Below are 16,742 nucleotides of genomic sequence, written 5' to 3'. Positions count from 1 at the left end.
GACGGCCGCGCTCTGCTAACCTTGGCGGATGAACGATTCGGTCGACAGCCCCTCGCAACCCCTGGTCATCACCCCGATGTCGCGGCGTTTCCGCGGCTACCTGCCCGTAGTGGTGGACGTGGAGACCGGCGGTTTCGACTGGAACAAGCATGCGCTGCTGGAGATCGCGGTGGTGCCGATCGAGATGGACGATTTCGGCCAGCTGTATCCCGGCGTCACCGCCAGCGCGCACGTGGTGCCGGCGCCCGGCACCCTGATCGATCCGAAGTCGCTGGAGGTCACCGGCATCGTCCTGGACCACCCGTTCCGCTTCGCCAAGCCCGAGCGCGAGGCGCTGGACCACGTGTTCGCGCCGGTGCGTGCGGCGGTGAAGAAGTACGGCTGCCAGCGCGCCATCCTGGTGGGCCACAACGCCCATTTCGACCTCAACTTCCTCAACGCCACGGTCGCCCGCTGCGGCCACAAGCGCAATCCGTTTCATCCCTTCAGCGTGTTCGACACCGTCACCCTGGCCGGCATCGCCTACGGCCAGACCGTGCTGGCGCGCGCGGTACAGGCCGCGGGCTTCGACTGGAACGCCGCCGACGCGCACAGCGCTGTGTACGACACCGAGCAGACCGCGCGCCTGTTCTGCAAGATCGCCAACGCCTGGCCGGCGCCGCCGGTCGGCGCGGCGCCATAGCCTCGGCATGTATTGCACGACACGCGCGCGCCGACGTCGGGTTGGCCCGGCGGCATCGCGGCCGAACGCCCCGTGGTAACGCCGCGCACTCGCCGGCAGCGGCTCGCGTGACCCGCCACCTGCTATTCGTCTGCAGGCGCAACCGGCTGCGCAGCCCCACCGCCGAGCAGGTGTTCGCTACCTGGCCCGGCGTGGAAACCGCCTCGGCCGGCGTCGATCACGATGCGGACACCCCGGTCACCCCGGAATTGCTGGCGTGGGCGGACATCGTCTTCGTCATGGAACCGGCGCATCGCGCCAAGCTGTCGCGCCGGTTCAAGCGCCACCTCGACCGCGCACGCATCGTCTGCCTCGACATCCCCGACGACTACGGCTACATGGATCCGGCGTTGGTGCAGCTGCTGACCGCGAAGGTGTCGCGGCACCTTGCTGCGCGCTGATCCTGCGCTCGCCCGCCGCATCCAGCGCGCGGGCGTTGGCGCTCCGCCCGTGTACAAGGCCCCTCGCCTGCACACGACGACGCGCATCATGACGAACATGACCCCACAAACGATCACCCTCCCAGTGAACAAGACCGACGCCCTGACCTTCCTGCGCGCGCAGCAACCGCTGCCCGACGACGACCAGCTCAGCCAGGCCTGATCGAGGCCTATGACGCGGCGAGACGGCTGTTTGTCGCCGATCCCGATCGCGCCGCGCTCCCGCTGTTCCTGCGCTCCTTCGGCACCGGCGACGGCTGGGGCGTCTATCCGTTGGTCGAGGACGTGTTCCATGCCTGCGACCGCAGCGACACCGTCGCCGCGATCCGGGAGGCGCTGGAAGATCCCACGCTGCCCGACGGGAGCCGCTACTGGGTCACGCAGCTGGCGGCGGCCTTTCCGGACTCGACCTTGCGCGAGGGCCTGGCGCGGTCGTTGCGGTCGGCGCATCCGGACGTCCGTGAGGCCGCAGCACTGGCGCTGGAGGTGAGGAACGACCGGCAGGCGCGCTGAGCTGGCCAGGCAGGCCTCGGCTTCGCGGGCGAGCAGGCGACACGCATTGGCCTCACACTATGCCCTCTGGCGCTCCACTGTCCCAAGTCTCCTCCAACGATCCAGTCGTCCTATGAGCAAGCATTCTGGCTTCGGGCTGTTCACGATGTTCTACTTCGCCATCTTCATCGGCATGTTTCTGGCCGCTCCGTTGCTGCTGATGACCCCATGGCACGCCCGAAATCCGAACGCCTGGCTCCTATCGCTTGGCGCGATGGGCGTGTTGCTGTCGCTTCTGCTGTTGTGCCATCGCCAGTGTTCCGGCCCCTCGCTCTCGTTCACGGAAGGTCTTCTGTTCGTGACGGGATTCATGATGACAGGCTGGTCGATGCTCTCGGCGGTCTTCGTCTTTCCTGCCCTGCTGCTGGTTACCTTGGCGGCCATCATCGTGTCGGCAGCGTGCCTGCCGCTAGGTGGCAGAACGCGATCGGCCACGCTGTTTCATCGCCTTGTCCTGTTCGTCTATCGCCATCGTCTGATCCAGTAAGCGCCCGGCGACATCGCCGCAGGCAGTCGACAACGGACGGCGCCTCTCTGCGACGGCGGACGGCATGCTCGCCCCACCTAGTGCTATCGCACAGACTGGCTATCGACGCGGAGTGTCCGCACGCGACGGGAATGAACGACAACCTCAGCCCACGCACACCCGATCGCGCCCCAGCCCCTTGGCGCGGTACAGCGCCCCGTCGGCGCGCTCCAGCCACTGGCTCGCGGTTTCGTCCGCGCGCAGCGCGACCAGGCCGCCGCTGAAGGTGACGCGCAGCGCCGGTGCATCCGGCGCCCACTGCAGGCGCGCGTGGAACAGGTCGCGCAGGCGCGTGGCGAAGCGCTCGGCATCGGCCAGCGGCGTGTCGCCGAGCAGCACCGCGAACTCTTCGCCGCCCAGGCGCGCCGGCAGGTCGGCGGCGCGGCAGGCACCCAGCAACAACTGCCCGACTTCGCGCAGCACCGCATCGCCGGTGGCATGCGAATAGCCGTCGTTGATCTGCTTGAAGCGGTCGATGTCCATCACCAGCAGGCACAGCGGCGCGCCGCTGCGCTGGGCGCGCTGCATGCTGTGCACCAGCACCTCGTCGAAGTGGCGCCGGTTCGGCAACGCGGTCAGCGCATCCTCGTGCGCCAGGCGTTCGAAGGCGGTGGCCTGGCGCTGCAGTTCCGCCAGCAACTGGCTCTTTTCGGCATCGGCCTGCAACAGGCGCTCGGTCTGCAGGCGCAGCGCGCTGGTGCGCCGCTCCACCAGCCGTTCCAGGCGCAGGGCGCGACGCTTGTAGCGCGCGATCAGGTAGCGATACAGCAGCACCAGTCCCAGCACCAGCAGCGCCACGGCCGCGGCATGCACGCTGTGCCGCTGCCACCACAGCGGCGCCACGCTGAAGCGCCACACGGCCTCACGGGTGCTCCAGGCGCCATCCGGATGCGCTGCGGCCACGTGCAGGGTGTAGTCGCCCGGCGGCAGGCCGATGAACTCCACGCTGCGCTGGTTGCCGCGGTCGACCCATCCGCTGTCCAGGCCGTCCAGCTTGGTGCGGTAACGGATGCGCTCGGGCAGCAAATAGCTCAGGCCGACATAGGACACGCTGATGCGCTTGGCGCCGGGCAACTGCGATTGGCTCCGCCAGGGGAACGGCTGACCGTCCAGCAGCACGCTCTCGATCGCTGCCGGCGGCGGCAGGCGATCGCGGAAACGGGCCAGGCGGCGCGGATCGACCGTGCTGACACCGCCGGCGGTGACCAGCCACACCGTGCCGTCGTGGCGCAGGATCATCGACGGCCCGGAGCTGCCGTTGCCCTGCGCATTCGACATGCCGTCGATCTCGTCGTAGCGGCTCACCTGCAGCCGGGCCTGGCGGCCGTCGGCGACCGCGTCCAGTGCCGCCGCAGTGGTCCGCAGCACGCCGCGGTTGCTGCTGATCCAGACATTGCCGAGGCGGTCGCGGACCAGTTGGAACACCGCATCCACCGGCAGGCCCTGCTCCAGTCCGACCCGCGCCAGGTGGCCGTCGCGGTCGCGGTGCAGGCCGCGGTCGGTGGAGATCCACATGTCGCGGCCCAGTGCCTGGAACCCGAACACGGTGCGCGCGCCGCCCAGCGGCTCCAGCGCCAGCTTCCGCACCCGGCCATCGCGCAGCACCGCCGCGCCTTCGACCGAGCCGATCCACAGCGCCCCGTCGACGCTGGCCAGGGCGGTGATCAGGCCATGCGGCAGGCCGGGCACGTCCGGCACCGACAGCTGCTCGCCATCGATGCGCATCACCCCGCTGCGCGTGCCGATCCAGACCGTGCCGGCGGCATCGACGCTGAGCGCACGCACCTGTCCACTCGGCAACCCCTCGCGCGTCCCGTAGTGGCGCACGACGCGGCCATTGCGCAGGCGGAACACGCCGTCGGCATAGGTGCCCATCCACAGGTCGCCGTCGCGGCCCCGCGCCAGGCTCAGCACCGAGGGCGCGTCGCGCATCGCGACCGGGGCGATCCGTCCGTCCGGCGCCATCCGGTCCAGGCCGGCGGCGCTGCCGATCCACAGCGCCCCGTCGGGCGTCTCCAGCAGCGCGCGCACGTAGTCGCCGCTGAGCCCGTCGCGGCGGGTGTAGCCGGCGAACAGGGTCTCGCGCAGGCGGAACAGACCGCCGTTGGCGCCGATCCAGATGCTGCCTTCGGCATCCTGCAGCAGGCTGACGATGCGCCCGTTGGGCAGCACGTCGCCCGGCAGCATGCGCTCGATGCCGTGCGCACTGATCCGCAGCAGCCCCTGGTTCTCGGTCCCCAGCCAGATCGCGCCGTCGCGATCGCGCAGCATCGACGTGAAATGGCCATAGCCCGGCAGGTGCTGCACCAGCACCGCGCGCTCGCCCTGCAACCGGTACAGGTTTTCGCCGGCCACCAGCCACAGCGAGCCGTCCGGCGCCCGGTACGGCCAGGCCAGCCCCGGCGGCAGGCCGAACGCGGCCGGCGCGCGCCGCAGCACTCCCTGCGCGTCGCGATACAGCAGGCCGTCGAGACTGCCGATCCAGACCCGCCCCCGGTCGTCGGCGGCCAGGTGCGGAAAGCTCGCCGCCAACGGCAGGTCGCGCGGCGCCGGCTGGTAATCGAAGCGGCCGTCGGGCCACAGGCAGCCCAGGCCATTGCCTTCGAACAGCAGCCACATGCGGCCGTCGCGGTCCTGGGTCATGGCGTGGATCAGCGCATGCGGCCAACCCGGCGGCTGCCGCCAGAAGCGCCAGTGGCCGGCCGCATCGTGGCGGCCGAGGTTGCCGCGCGAATCGCTGAGCCACAGCGCGCCGGCGCGATCCACGTACAGCGAACCGACGCCGTTGTCGGGCAGGCCCGGGCGGGTGCTGCGGTCGATGACGGTGAAGTCCAGGCCGTTGTAGCGCACCAGTCCTTCCCAGGTGGCGAACCACAGGCGGCCGTCCGGGGTCTGCGCCAGATCGCGCAAGGAGTTGTGCGGCAGGCCGTTGCGCGAGGTCCAGGAATCGATCGCGTAGTCGCGCAGCGGCGGTACCCCGTTCGCAGCGACGTCGGCGTCGGCGGCAACGGCGCGCCAGGCCGCGCCCAGCGCCAGCAGCAGGACCAGCAGCACCAGACACGCGCGCCCGCGGCCGCATGCGAGCACCGCGCCCCCCCTCCCCCTGGCGACGTTCACTGTCCCGACCCGATCCGACGCAGGCGGGGCGCGACAGGACCCTGGCGTGGGGGGCCAGAGTCGAAGGGACGGGGGCGACGCAGACTCATTACCGGAGCGGAACACGGGACGAGCGCCCATGGTAGGGCAAAAAAGCGCCGCAGCGGGCGCAGGCCTTAGCAGGTCACCGGAAAAAGACGCGTGAAGATTGCGAGGCGGTTAAGCCGGTAAGGGACTTGCGCGGGGACAGCGCCGACAAGGCTCGATCGCGCGCCCCCTTCTCCCACCGGGAGAATGTGCCCCGAAGGGGCGGATGAGGGTCCGGGCGAAGCCTGGGAAAAGTCGATTGCAGGAGCTGGGAAGGTACCGGCCAGGCCTGGTGTTGCCGTCCATCCCGCGAGGGGCTTCGCCCCCCGTACCCTCACCCCACCCCCTATCCCGGGGGGAGAGGGGCTCTGCTTGCTGCAGGCATGAGGAGGCACTGCAGGCTTCACAGGCCAGCAGCAATGCGCCGCCGTGCTCAGCCCATGCGCTGCCGCACCGCCTCGAACAGGGTCACGCCGGCGGCGACCGAAACATTGAGGCTCTCGATCTCGCCCGGCATCGGGATGCGGACCAGGCCGTCGCAGTGTTCGCGGGTCAGCCGGCGCAGGCCGTCGGACTCGCCGCCCAGCACCAGCGCCACGTTGCCGCGCAGGTCCTGCGCGTACAGCGAGGTCTCGGCCTCGCCGGCCAGGCCATAGATCCACACGCCCTGCTTCTGCAGGTCGCGCAGGCAGCGCGCCAGGTTGGTCACCGCCACGATCGGCAGGCGGTCGGCGGCGCCGGCCGAGGTCTTGCGCACGGTGGCGTTGACCGGCGCCGACTTGTCCTTGGGAATCACCACCGCGGTCACCCCGGCCGCGGCGGCGCTGCGCAGGCAGGCGCCGAGGTTATGCGGATCCTGCACGCCATCGAGCACCAGCAGCAGGGCGCGGCCCTCGGCGGCGCTGACCAGGCCTTCCAGTTCGCTCTCGGCCCAGGTCCGTGCCGCGGCGTAGCGCGCGGCCACGCCCTGGTGCCGGACCGAGCCGCCGACGCCGTCCAGCGCCTGGGTGTTCACCCGCCGCACCTCGATGCCCTTGCGCCGCGCGTTCTCCTCGATCTCCTGCAGGCGCGGATTCTTGCTGCCCGCCTCCACCAGCACCTCGCGCACGTTGTCCGCGTCGTTCTCGATCGACGAGGCCACGGCGTTGACGCCGACGATCCACTGGTTCTGCTTGCTCATGAGGCGGGACTACGCGAAAGGAAAGCGGGCATGGTAGGGGTTGTGGCCGCTGGCGTCATGCCTGGCGGGCGGGATTGGGGATTGGGGATTGGGGATTGGCAAAAGCCGCTTGCCCGCAACGTCATGCTTCCCACGATGTCGGAGGCATGCGTGTAGCGGCGGCAAGACCAGCGGCGCAGGGACGGCGGACAGATCGCAGCGCGGTTTTGTGGGAGGGACTTCAGTCCCGACGCGGTGACTTGGGGAACCCGCCCTCCTGCCTGGCGCGATCGATCGCCCGAGGTTGCCAGCGATCTCCCAACAACGCGCCGCGGGAGGTTGGCACTGCCGTAGCGGCTCAGGCCGGCCAGCGCGCGGTGTCGTGGTCCGGATGCTGGCGCGAGACAACATCGGCCAGGAACGACGCGGCGGCCAGGTCGCCTTCGGTGCGGGTCGCCGGCAGGCGATGCAGCGCGTCCACGAACGGCAGCTTCGCTTCGATGCCGTACTGGATGGTCGGCGGCAAGGCCTCGGGATGGTCGAAGGCGCCGGCCGCGATGGCAATGCCGTCCGGCGCTTCGTAGGTCAGCGGCGTGCCGCAATCGGCGCAGAAACCGCGCTGCACCAGGTTGGACGAGGCGAAGCGCCTGGGCGTGCCGCGGGTCCAGGTCAGCTCTGCGCCGCGGGTGGAGACCAGTGGCGCGTAGTACGCGCCGAACGCCTTCTGGCACATCCGGCAATGGCAGATCGAGGCATCGTGCAGCCGCCCGCGCACCCGGAAGCGCACCGCGCCGCATTGGCAACCGCCGCTGTACTCCTGTTCCTGCTCCATGTCTGCTCTCCGCTGCGAACCGCATCGCGCAGGTGACGCCTTCCGCACGATGCAAGGGAGACGCGATCGCGGCGGCCAGGCGGTCCGCCGCGACGCTGCGCCGTCAGTACTTCTTTTTCTTGCGCTTGGCCGGCTGCCCGCGCGGTGGCGGCGGCGGCAACTCGTCGTGCGCCGGTGCGCCTTCCTCGACCAGCCGGAAGTCGATCTTGCGCTCCTCCATGCTCGCCTTCAGCACCAGGATGCGCACGCGGTCGCCCAGGCGGAACTCGCGCCCGCGGCGCTCGCCGGTCAGGGTCTTGCGGGTGGCGTCGAACTGGTAATAGTCCTGCGGCAACTGGGTCACGTGGATCAGGCCGTTGACCTTGGACTGGTCCAGCTCGACGAACAGGCCGAAGCTGGTCACGCCGCTGACCACGCCGTCGAACTGCCCGCCGACGTGCTTCTCCATCCACGCGGCGCGGTAGCGCTCGTCGACCTCGCGCTCGGCCTCGTCGGCGCGGCGCTCGCGCTCGGAGCACTGCAGCGCCAGCGCCGCCATCTCGCGCGGCGCATACAGGTACTTGTCGGGCGCGCCGCGGGTCAGGGCGTACTTGATCGCGCGGTGCACCAGCAGATCCGGGTAGCGGCGGATCGGCGAGGTGAAGTGCGCGTAGGCCTCCAGCGCCAGGCCGAAGTGGCCGGCGTTGTCGGGCGAATACACCGCCATGCTCTGGCTGCGCAGCAGCACCGATTCCAGCAGCGCCGCGTCCGGGCGCTCGCGCACCTTCTTCAGCAGCTTGGTGAAGTCGCCCGGCACCACCTTGCTCCATGCCGGCAGGCTCAACTTGAACTCCTTGAGGAACTCCAGCAGGTCGGCATACTTGGATTCCGGCGGCCGCTCGTGCACGCGGAACGGCGCCGGCACGCGCGTCTCCAGCAGATAGCGCGCCGCGGCCACGTTGGCGGCGATCATGCACTCCTCGATCAGCTTGTGCGCGTCGTTGCGCACCAGCATGCCGGCCTGGGTCACCTCGCCGGTGTTGTCCAGTACGAAGCGCACTTCAGAGGACTCGAACTCGATCGCGCCGCGGCGCGCGCGCGCCTTGGCCAGCACGTGGTAGAGCTGGTGCAGGCGCTCCAACTGCGGCAGCACCGCCGCCACGTCCTTGCGCACCTGTTCGTCCTTCTCGCCCACCGCCTGCCACACCTGCTCGTAGGTGAGCCGCGCGTGCGAGTTCATCACCGCCTCGTAGAAGCGCGCGCCGGTCACCTCGCCCTGGCGGTCGATCTGCATATCGCAGACGAAGCACATGCGGTCGACCTTGGGATTGAGCGAGCAGATGCCGTTGGACAGCGTCTCCGGCAGCATCGGCACCACGAAGCCGGGGAAATACACCGAGGTCGCGCGCTTGACCGCTTCGGTATCCAGCGGCGTGCCCGGACGCACGTAGTGCGACACGTCGGCGATCGCCACGACCAGGCGGAAGCCGTCGGCGTTGGACTCGCAGAACACCGCGTCGTCGAAGTCCTTGGCGTCGGCGCCGTCGATGGTCACCAGCGGCGTCTGCCGCAGGTCCACGCGGCCCTTGATCGCCGCCGGCTCCACCGTCAGCGGCACCGCCGCGGCTTCGTCCAGCACCGCCTGCGGGAATTCGTAGGGCAGCTCGTGGCCGTGGATCGCCGCTTCCACCAGCAGCGACGGGGTCAGCTTGTCGCCGAGCACGGCGATGATCTTGCCGATCGGCGGGCGCCGCGCGTCCGGCGCGGAGGTGAGCTCGCACACCACCAGTTGCCCGTCGCGGGCCTCGCCGACGGCGTCGGCGGGGATCTGCACGTTGCGCTGGATGCGCTTGTCGTCGGGCACCACGAAGGCAATGCCGGCTTCCAGGCTGAAGCGGCCGATCATCCGGGTCAGGCCGCGCTCGAGCACGCGCGCGATGCTGCCTTCGCGGCGGCCGCGGCGGTCGATGCCGGTGACGTTGGCCAGCGCGCGGTCGCCGTGCAGCACCTTGCGCATCTCGTAGGGCGGCAGGAACAGGTCGTCGCCGCCCTCGTCCGGGCGCAGGAAGCCGAAGCCGTCCGGATTGGCGATCACCACGCCGGGGATCAGGTTGGTCTGCTGCAGCGGCGCGTAGCCGCCGCGGCGGTTCTGCACCAGTTGCGCCTCGCGCAGCATCGCGCCCAGGCGCTTGCTCAGCGCTTCCTTGCGGGTCGGCTCGGTCAGGCCGAGCTGTTCGGCCAGTTCGTCCAGGGTCTGCGGGCCATCGCAACGCTCGAGCAACTGCAGGATCGCCTCACGGCTGGCGATCGGCTGCGCATAGCGCTCGGCCTCGCGCGCGGCATACGGGTCTTGGATCGGCGCCGGCGCGTCGGCGGGCGCCGTGGAAGGAGGCGGCGACGGCGGGTGCAGGGGCTGCAGCGGCGGCTTGGGGCCGCGGCGCAGGAAACTGGGCATCCAGGCGGGCAGACGCGATTTCTTCGGCGTCTCGGCGGCGGGGGGGCGCTTGCTGGTGGGCGCGTCGCTGGACGCGGACTTGCCGGGCTTGCCGGGCTTGCTTTTGCGAGTTGTCATCCGGGCATGGTACTCCCATGCAGGTGGCCGGCACCGGAACCGGGCCGCGCCAGCGCCGCGAACGCGCGCCCCAGAAACGACGAAGCCCGCGTCAGCGGGCCGGTCGGTGCGAGAGTTCAGCGCTCTCGCGATGTTGCCTGTGGTGCCCAGGAGAGGACTCGAACCTCCACGGTTTTACCCGCTAGTACCTGAAACTAGTGCGTCTACCAATTCCGCCACCTGGGCGCTGAAGGCCGCGAATTCTGCGGTGCCCGCGCGACCTTGTCAACGCCTATTTTGCGTGCGGCCGCGATCGCCTGCGTCGATGACAGGTTGCGACCGCGGCACCCAGCGGTGCCCCACGTGCACCGGCCGCCGCGCGGCTGCGCACGCGCGCACGCTTCGACGGCGCGCGGAGTCGGTGGAAAACCGCAGGCGCGATGCCGATTCCGACACCGCGCTGTCACAAGCGGACCTGCTTCGAAGATGCGCCGTGACGGCCGCGGAAGTTCGCGATTTTGTCGGTTGACCCAACTCGGCACCCCGTTAGTTTGCATCCGGCAATCCGTCGCCCTCCCCCACGCTCCGGAGCATCCACCATGCACAGCCTGTCCGCTTCCCTGCTCGCCGCTGCCCTGTTCGCCAGCGCCACCAGCGCCTCCGCCGCCGCGGCCGGCGCCGACGACGCCACCCTCGGCTCGCTCACCGAGATCCAACGCGCCCTGGACAGCGGCGCCTCGGTCGCCGTGGCGATCGACCTGAGCCAGTGCACGCCCACCTCCGGCGGCGCCACGCCCAGCCAGACCCGCGGGGGCCTGCGCATCGGCGCCTACCGCGTCACCGCCGACGGCACCCTGTCCTTCGCCGACGAGCACGTGACCGTCGGCCGCGACGGCAAGCCGATCCAGCAGTTCCTGCGCTACCAGGTGCATCCGGACAACACGGTGGACTTCACCATGTTCGTGTTCGCCCTGCCCAGCTACCAACAGACCGGCAGCACCCTCGGCTATCGCTGTGCGATCAACCAGGGTCTGCGCTTCAACGTCGGCTACTGAGGGCACGACCGATGCGCACGCGACAGCGGTGCAACGCCGCTGTCGCAAAACGCTTGACAGCACCCACCGCGGCGCGCAGAATTCTCGTTCTGAGTTGCCCAGGTGGCGGAATTGGTAGACGCACTAGTTTCAGGTACTAGCGGGTAAAACCGTGGAGGTTCGAGTCCTCTCCTGGGCACCACGACCGATAGGTCGAGAAAGATCTCAAAACCCGCTTCGGCGGGTTTTTTGTTGGCTGCGTGCAGGCCGCGGCGCTCAGCGCTGCGGCGGACGCAACGGACCGATGTCCACGCGCACGCCCTTCACCCACACCGCCACCTTGTAGGCACGGTAGCCCGGGTTGTGGCGTTCGGCCGCACGCGCGGCCAGGTAGGCATTGGCGGCATGCACCAGCACCTGCAAGGACGGCTCCAGTTGCGCGATGCGCCGGAGTCTCACTTCGTAGGTGGCCATGCGCCCTCCCCCACGCACCGGCAGGCGCCGCGTCGTGCCGCTGTCGGCCAGCGCCTGGCGGCGGCGCACCGCGGCGCCGACACCCTCGTGTCCACAACCTCCATGTCCTGCATGCGCATCCTCGCGCGTCCGTGCATTCCGCACCGCGCGAGTATTGAATTTCCGAACAACTGGAGTCAAGCGTGACTGTACGACAAGCCGGCGGATGCTCCATATCTTGGTAGGCCCGCCGTCCCCCAAGGCCCACCGCGATGAATAGCTTCGGCGACCGGTTGCGCGAAGCCAGAAAAGCCGCCGGGCTGACCCAGGAACAGCTCGGCTTCGCGCTGGACGTGACCAAGTCGTCGGTGTCGGCCTGGGAGAACGACCGCGAAACGCCGAGCTTCCGCCTGCTGCCGACGCTTCGCAATGTGCTGAACCGCTCGCTCGACGAACTGGTGTGCGGCGTGGGCCCGGGCAAGCGCGTGCAGGACCTGCCTTCCGACTATCCGTTGCTGGCGCAGGACGCCCAGGAGCGCGCGCTGTTGGCGCGCTATCGCAACGCGCCGCCGGGCCACCGCGACGCCGTGCTGGAACTGCTCAAGCCCAGCAACGGCTGAGGCCGCGCCGGTAGCGAGCGACGAACGTCCATCGTAGGAGCGGCTTCAGCCGCGACGAGGGATTGCCGGTAGCGCTCGGTCGCGGCTGAAGCCGCTCCTACGAGGACCATGAAAGGACCATGGCGTGTGCTGCCGAGCCCGGAGCCGCGGCAAAGCGCATCGCTGGACGCCGCGGTTCAGCCGCCGACGCCGATCTCGCGCAAGGCCTCGCCCCAGATCGCGTAGCCGGCTTCGCTGGGATGGGTGCCGTCGGGCATCAGCGCCGCCGGCAGCGTGCCGTCCGGCTGCAGGAAGCGCGCGCCGATGTCGAGCCAGCGGACCTGCGGGTCGTGGCCGAAGCGCGCGGCCAGCAGGCGGTTGGTTTCCAGGATCGGCGCGCGCTGCGGCGCATCGGCGGCGAAGCCGCGCGGGAAGATGCCCATCAGCACGATCCGGCTGCGCGGCAGGCGCCGCCGGATCTCGGCGACCACCGCCGCCACGCCATCGGCGGTCTCCTGCGGCGTGTTGGTGCGCGCATGCTCGGTGCCGGCAAGATTGTTGGTGCCGAGGTTGATCACCACCCAGCGTGGCGCCAGGCCATCGACCTCGCCCTGGCGCAGCCGCCACAGCACGTTCTGCGTGCGGTCCCAGCCGAAGCCCAGGTTCAGCACGCGCGTGGCGCCGAAGGTGCGCTGCCAGGCCTGCGCGCCGTTCACCCGGATCGCCTGCGGCGCCCCCGCCCAGAAGTGGGTGATCGAATCGCCGAGCATCACCACCTGCGGCTGCAATTGGCGGGCGGCATCCAGCGCGGCATGGTGGCGGCCGTACCAGTCGTAGGAATCCTGCTCCAGCCAGGGCACCGCGATGCGCGCGGTGTCGACCTCGGTCATCGCGTCCAGCGGTACCCGCGGCGCTTCCTCGAGCAGCCGCGCCAGGGTCGGCTCGATCGCCTCGGCCATGCGCCGCTGCCCACGCGTGTCCGGGTGCAGTGCGCCGCTGCCGGGTTTCTCCCGCGGATCGTAGAACAGGCTTTGCTCCAGCGTGCCGTCGGGGCGCTGGAACACCGCGCCGATGTCCAGGTAGGCCACGCGCGGGTTGTCGCCGTAGCGCACCGCCAGCGCGCGGTTGACCTCGGCGTCGCGCGCGCGCTTCTGCGCCGACAGCCCGCTGGGCAGCAGGCCCAGCAACAGGATGCGCGTGCGCGGCAGGCGCTGCTCCAGCATGGCCACCACCGCATCGATGCCGCGCACCGTATCCGCCGCGCTCTGCCCTTCGTGGCCGGTGTTGTTGGTGCCGATCAGCAGGATCGCCACCTTGGGCCGCAGGCCGTCGACTTCGCCATGCTGCAGCCGCCACAGCACGTGTTCGGTGGCGTCGCCGCTGAAGCCGAGATTGAGCGCGCCGCGGCTGCCGTAGAAGGTCTGCCAGGTCGACTGGAAGTCCTGGTCCGGCGCCTGCGCCTTCTCGTAGTTCTGGGTGATCGAATCGCCGATCAACAGCAGCGGCGCCTCCGGGTGCGCGCGCACCTGCGCCAATACCTGCTGGTGGCGTTCGGCCCACCAGGCTTCGTGCAGGCGATCGGCCGGGGTCACCGGCACCGGCGAGGCCGCAGGCGGTGACGCGGCCCGGGCATGGCCCGGATGCGCGCCGAGGCACAGCAGCGCGAAGACGGCCGCGCGCGGAAGCGACGCGGCAAAGCGGGCGCCGAGGGCGCGAAGCAAGCGCTGCATGTGCGGGCTGCCGAAGGCTGCGAAGAACCGCATTCTGGTGCGCGGGCCGCGGCAGCGGCAAGTGCCGTGCCGGAGCGCGGCGCCAGACACGCGTGCCATGCCGGCAGCGATGCACGGCATGCCGGACGGCACGCCATCGTGCAATGGAACGCAGGCGACGCTGTCGCGTCATCGGCGCGGACTGTCTACAGTCCGCGCCGTGTGAACCCCGGCCTCAGTGACCGCCGGCAGCCGCCGCGCCACCGCCGCCGCCGAACGGCGGCTTGGCCAGCCACAGGAAGAAGATGATCCCGAGGAAGGTCCAGCCCAGCAGGTAGAAGATGTCGTTGAAGCCCATCTGCGAGGCCTGGTGGTTGATGGTGTTGTTGAGGAAGGCCGCGCCGTTCTGCAGGCTGCCGTTGCCCATCATCTGCACCTGTTCCTGCATGCCCGGCGTGTAGGTGGAGATGTGCTCGGTCAGGTGAGCATGGTGCAGCTGCGTGCGCTTGGCCCACAGGTAGGTGGTCAGCGAGGCGGCGAAGCTGCCGCCCAGCGTGCGCAGGAACGTGGCCAGGCCGGAACCGGCGGCGATCTCGCGCCCGTCCAGGTCCGAGAGCAGGATCTGCAGCACCGGCATGAAGAACAGCGCCACGCCCACGCCCATCAGCAACTGCACCCCGGCCACGTGCGGGAAATCCACCTGCAGGTTGAAGTCAGAGCGCATGAAGCTGGTGGCGGCCATGAAGATGAAGGCGATGCTGGCCAGCAGCCGCAGGTCGAAGCGCGAGGCGTACTTGCCGACGAACGGGGTCATGATCACCGGCAGGATGCCGATCGGCGCGGTGGCCAGGCCGGCCCAGATCGCGGTGTAGCCCATGTCGCGCTGCAGCCACTGCGGAATCAGCAGCGACACGCTGAAGAACGCGGCATACGCCACGATCAGCGCCATGGTGCCGGCGCGGAAGTTGCGGTGGCGGAACAGGCGCAGGTCGACGATCGGATCCTTGTCGGTCAGTTCCCAGATCAGGAACACCGCCAGCGCCACCGCCGAGATCGCGGCCAGCACGATGATCTTGGTCGAATTGAACCAGTCCTCGTCGTTGCCCAGGTCCAGCACCACCTGCAGGCAGCCCACACCGATGATCAGGGTGATCAGGCCGACGTAGTCCATGCGCGGGCGCTCGGTCGGCTCGGGACGGTCGCGCAGCTGCGAGCCGACCACCGTCGCGGCGATGATGCCCAGCGGCACGTTGATCAGGAAGATCCATTCCCAACTGTAGTTGTCGGTGATCCAGCCGCCGAGGATCGGCCCGGCGATGGGCGCGACCACGGTGATCATCGCCAGCAAGGCCAGCGCCTGGCCGCGTTTCTCGCGCGGATAGATCGACACCAGCAGGCTCTGGGTGATCGGGTACATCGGGCCGCAGACGAAGCCCTGCAGCGCCCGCGACACCACCAGCATGCCCATGCTCTGGGCCAGGCCGCACAGCAGCGAGGCCGCGGTGAAGGCCAGCGTGGCCCACACGAACAGCTTGGTCTCGCCGAAGCGGCGGCTGAGGAAGCCGGTCAGCGGCAGCGCGATGGCGTTGCTGACCGCGAACGAGGTGATGACCCAGGTGGCCTGCTGCGAACTGGCGCCGAGGTTGCCGGCGATGGTGGGCAGCGAGACGTTGGCGATGGTGGTGTCGAGCACCTGCATGAACGAGGCCAGCGCCAGGCCCACCGTGCACAACGCCACACTGGCCGGGCGGAACCCGGCGGCCGGTGCGCCCGGAACCCCGGGCGCGGCGGGAGCGGCAGCTTGGTTGGACATGACCGGGCTCAGTTCGCCTTGGCGGCGTCGGGCAGGTTGGCGTGGATGATCTGCTTCACTGCCGCATCGGCCTGCTGCAGCTGCTGCGCATAGACATCGGTATCCAGCAGCGTGCCGCTGGCCGGCTTGCTCGGCAGCACCGAGCCGTTCTGGTCATGCAGGTTGACGTCGACCTTCATCGACAGGCCGATGCGCAGCGGGTGCTGCTCCAGCTGCTTGGCGTCGATGGCGATGCGCACCGGCACGCGCTGCACGATCTTGATCCAGTTGCCGCTGGCGTTCTGCGCCGGCAGCAGCGAGAACGCGCTGCCGGTGCCGATGCCCAGGCTCTGCACGGTGCCGCGGTAGGTCACCGCGCCGCCGTACAGATCCGACTCCAGTTCCACCGGCTGGCCCAGGCGCATGTGCTTGAGCTGGGTTTCCTTGAAGTTGGCGTCCACCCACACCTGATTCAGCGGCACCACCGCCATCAGCGCGGTGCCGGGCTGCACGCGCTGGCCGACCTGCACCGAGCGCCGCGCCACGTAGCCGGCCACCGGCGCGACGATGGCGCTGCGGGCGTTGTTGAGGAAGGCCTGGCGCACCTGCGCGGCGGCCGCCTGCACGTCGGGCTGGTCGGCCACGCCGTTCTCGTCGATCAAGGCGCGGTTGCGCGCCAGGGTCTCGCGCGAGCCGCTGACCGCGGCCTCGGCGGCGGCCAGCTGGTCGCGGGCATGCGCCAGCTCTTCGGCGGAGATCGCACCGGTGGCGACCAGGCTGGCGCGGCGGGCGACGTCGGCGCGGGCGCGCTGCAGGGTCACCTGCTGCGCGGACAGTTCGGCCTGGGCCCCCTCGACCGAGCGGTACAGACCGCGCACCTGGCGCACGGTGCGCGCCAGATTGGCCTCGGCCTGCTGCAGCGCGACCTCGGTGTCGGCCGGGTCGAGCTTGACCAGCGGCTGGCCGCGCTCCACGCGCATGCCGTCGTCGGCGTCGATGCGCACCACGGTGCCGGCCACCATCGGGGTGATCTGCACCAGGTTGCCCTGCACGTAGGCGTCGTCGGTGTCCTCGTGCCAGCGGCCGACCAGGAAGTACCAGATCGCCAGCGCGATCAGCACCAGCACCACTACCACGGCCAGGCCGCGCAGCAGCTTGCCGCGCCGGCTGGCGGCGGGAGCGGGGGAAGCGGGGGTCGTTGTCTGATTCATT

The 16,742-nt window shown here is 70.0% G+C and carries 14 protein-coding genes and 2 tRNA genes; 7 read left to right on the top strand and 9 right to left on the bottom strand.

Annotated features, from left to right (window positions below):
- Positions 1–28 precede the first annotated feature (28 nt).
- The 4 genes from rnt to M3U25_RS00765 all read left to right on the top strand — a co-directional run bounded on the left by rnt (position 29) and on the right by M3U25_RS00765 (position 2,200).
- Positions 29–682, top strand: a complete 654-nt coding sequence (rnt, locus tag M3U25_RS00780; protein WP_017911007.1) for a ribonuclease T — start codon at positions 29–31, stop codon at positions 680–682.
- Positions 683–789: 107 nt separating this feature from the next.
- Entirely contained in the window at positions 790–1,122 is a 333-nt protein-coding gene (locus tag M3U25_RS00775) for a low molecular weight protein tyrosine phosphatase family protein (RefSeq protein ID WP_355496006.1), read from the top strand.
- Positions 1,123–1,434: 312 nt separating this feature from the next.
- Positions 1,435–1,674, top strand: coding sequence for a hypothetical protein (locus M3U25_RS00770; RefSeq protein ID WP_355496009.1), 240 nt, complete (start codon positions 1,435–1,437; stop codon positions 1,672–1,674).
- Between the two features lie 112 nt (positions 1,675–1,786).
- On the top strand, positions 1,787–2,200 hold the full coding sequence (locus M3U25_RS00765; protein ID WP_355496012.1) for a hypothetical protein: 414 nt from the start codon (positions 1,787–1,789) through the stop codon (positions 2,198–2,200).
- 144 nt (positions 2,201–2,344) lie between these two features.
- Here M3U25_RS00765 and M3U25_RS00760 read toward each other — a convergent pair whose 3' ends face one another.
- The 5 genes from M3U25_RS00760 to M3U25_RS00740 all read right to left on the bottom strand — a co-directional run bounded on the left by M3U25_RS00760 (position 2,345) and on the right by M3U25_RS00740 (position 10,189).
- On the bottom strand, positions 2,345–5,206 hold the full coding sequence (locus M3U25_RS00760) for a two-component regulator propeller domain-containing protein (RefSeq protein WP_355496366.1): 2,862 nt from the start codon (positions 5,204–5,206) through the stop codon (positions 2,345–2,347).
- Between the two features lie 649 nt (positions 5,207–5,855).
- Positions 5,856–6,602 carry a 23S rRNA (guanosine(2251)-2'-O)-methyltransferase RlmB gene (gene rlmB, locus M3U25_RS00755; protein ID WP_160945835.1) on the bottom strand — a complete coding sequence of 249 codons (747 nt, stop codon included), beginning with the start codon at positions 6,600–6,602 and terminating at the stop codon, positions 5,856–5,858.
- A 337-nt stretch (positions 6,603–6,939) separates the two neighbouring features.
- Positions 6,940–7,413, bottom strand: coding sequence for a GFA family protein (locus tag M3U25_RS00750; RefSeq protein WP_355496015.1), 474 nt, complete (start codon positions 7,411–7,413; stop codon positions 6,940–6,942).
- Between the two features lie 103 nt (positions 7,414–7,516).
- Entirely contained in the window at positions 7,517–9,964 is a 2,448-nt protein-coding gene (rnr, locus tag M3U25_RS00745; RefSeq protein WP_355496018.1) for a ribonuclease R, read from the bottom strand.
- A gap of 140 nt (positions 9,965–10,104) precedes the next feature.
- Positions 10,105–10,189: transfer RNA gene (locus M3U25_RS00740), tRNA-Leu, on the bottom strand.
- Positions 10,190–10,542: 353 nt separating this feature from the next.
- On the opposite strand from M3U25_RS00740, the gene M3U25_RS00735 reads away from it, so the two are divergent.
- Together M3U25_RS00735 and M3U25_RS00730 are read left to right on the top strand one after the other, a co-directional pair.
- On the top strand, positions 10,543–10,998 hold the full coding sequence (locus tag M3U25_RS00735; RefSeq protein WP_355496021.1) for a VirK family protein: 456 nt from the start codon (positions 10,543–10,545) through the stop codon (positions 10,996–10,998).
- A 96-nt stretch (positions 10,999–11,094) separates the two neighbouring features.
- Positions 11,095–11,179 (top strand) — tRNA-Leu (locus M3U25_RS00730).
- A gap of 74 nt (positions 11,180–11,253) precedes the next feature.
- On the opposite strand, the gene M3U25_RS00725 is transcribed toward M3U25_RS00730, so the two are convergent.
- On the bottom strand, positions 11,254–11,451 hold the full coding sequence (locus M3U25_RS00725; RefSeq protein WP_048491806.1) for a hypothetical protein: 198 nt from the start codon (positions 11,449–11,451) through the stop codon (positions 11,254–11,256).
- 251 nt (positions 11,452–11,702) lie between these two features.
- Between M3U25_RS00725 and M3U25_RS00720 the strand changes: the two genes are divergently transcribed.
- On the top strand, positions 11,703–12,050 hold the full coding sequence (locus M3U25_RS00720) for a helix-turn-helix transcriptional regulator (protein WP_019798064.1): 348 nt from the start codon (positions 11,703–11,705) through the stop codon (positions 12,048–12,050).
- 176 nt (positions 12,051–12,226) lie between these two features.
- Here the strand turns inward: M3U25_RS00720 and M3U25_RS00715 are convergent, their stop codons facing one another.
- The 3 genes from M3U25_RS00715 to M3U25_RS00705 form a co-directional block, all read right to left on the bottom strand.
- The gene (locus M3U25_RS00715; RefSeq protein ID WP_355496026.1) at positions 12,227–13,759 is read right to left on the bottom strand and encodes a GDSL-type esterase/lipase family protein; all 1,533 of its coding nucleotides are present in this window, start codon (positions 13,757–13,759) and stop codon (positions 12,227–12,229) included.
- 214 nt (positions 13,760–13,973) lie between these two features.
- Positions 13,974–15,551 (bottom strand): DHA2 family efflux MFS transporter permease subunit, encoded by a 1,578-nt coding sequence (locus tag M3U25_RS00710; protein WP_242159323.1) that lies wholly within the window; start codon positions 15,549–15,551, stop codon positions 13,974–13,976.
- A gap of 8 nt (positions 15,552–15,559) precedes the next feature.
- Positions 15,560–16,741 carry an efflux RND transporter periplasmic adaptor subunit gene (locus M3U25_RS00705; protein WP_242159324.1) on the bottom strand — a complete coding sequence of 394 codons (1,182 nt, stop codon included), beginning with the start codon at positions 16,739–16,741 and terminating at the stop codon, positions 15,560–15,562.
- Position 16,742 lies beyond the last annotated feature (1 nt).

This window comes from Xanthomonas sp. PPL134 (genome assembly GCF_040595915.1).
GTDB lineage: Bacteria > Pseudomonadota > Gammaproteobacteria > Xanthomonadales > Xanthomonadaceae > Xanthomonas_A > Xanthomonas_A indica.
This window is presented reverse-complemented; position numbering and strand designations above follow the sequence as displayed.

Excerpts from the sequence above, each read along its gene's own strand:
- M3U25_RS00735 (WP_355496021.1), top strand. The coding sequence starts at position 10,543 with ATGCACAGCCTGTCCGCTTCCCTGCTCGCCGCTGCCCTGTTCGCCAGC.
- M3U25_RS00720 (WP_019798064.1), top strand. The coding sequence starts at position 11,703 with ATGAATAGCTTCGGCGACCGGTTGCGCGAAGCCAGAAAAGCCGCCGGG.
- rlmB (WP_160945835.1), bottom strand. The coding sequence starts at position 6,602 with ATGAGCAAGCAGAACCAGTGGATCGTCGGCGTCAACGCCGTGGCCTCG.
- rnr (WP_355496018.1), bottom strand. The coding sequence starts at position 9,964 with ATGACAACTCGCAAAAGCAAGCCCGGCAAGCCCGGCAAGTCCGCGTCC.
- M3U25_RS00710 (WP_242159323.1), bottom strand. The coding sequence starts at position 15,551 with ATGTCCAACCAAGCTGCCGCTCCCGCCGCGCCCGGGGTTCCGGGCGCA.
- M3U25_RS00750 (WP_355496015.1), bottom strand. The coding sequence starts at position 7,413 with ATGGAGCAGGAACAGGAGTACAGCGGCGGTTGCCAATGCGGCGCGGTG.
- M3U25_RS00705 (WP_242159324.1), bottom strand. The coding sequence starts at position 16,741 with ATGAATCAGACAACGACCCCCGCTTCCCCCGCTCCCGCCGCCAGCCGG.
- rnt (WP_017911007.1), top strand. The coding sequence starts at position 29 with ATGAACGATTCGGTCGACAGCCCCTCGCAACCCCTGGTCATCACCCCG.
- M3U25_RS00725 (WP_048491806.1), bottom strand. The coding sequence starts at position 11,451 with ATGGCCACCTACGAAGTGAGACTCCGGCGCATCGCGCAACTGGAGCCG.
- M3U25_RS00715 (WP_355496026.1), bottom strand. The coding sequence starts at position 13,759 with ATGCAGCGCTTGCTTCGCGCCCTCGGCGCCCGCTTTGCCGCGTCGCTT.
- M3U25_RS00765 (WP_355496012.1), top strand. The coding sequence starts at position 1,787 with ATGAGCAAGCATTCTGGCTTCGGGCTGTTCACGATGTTCTACTTCGCC.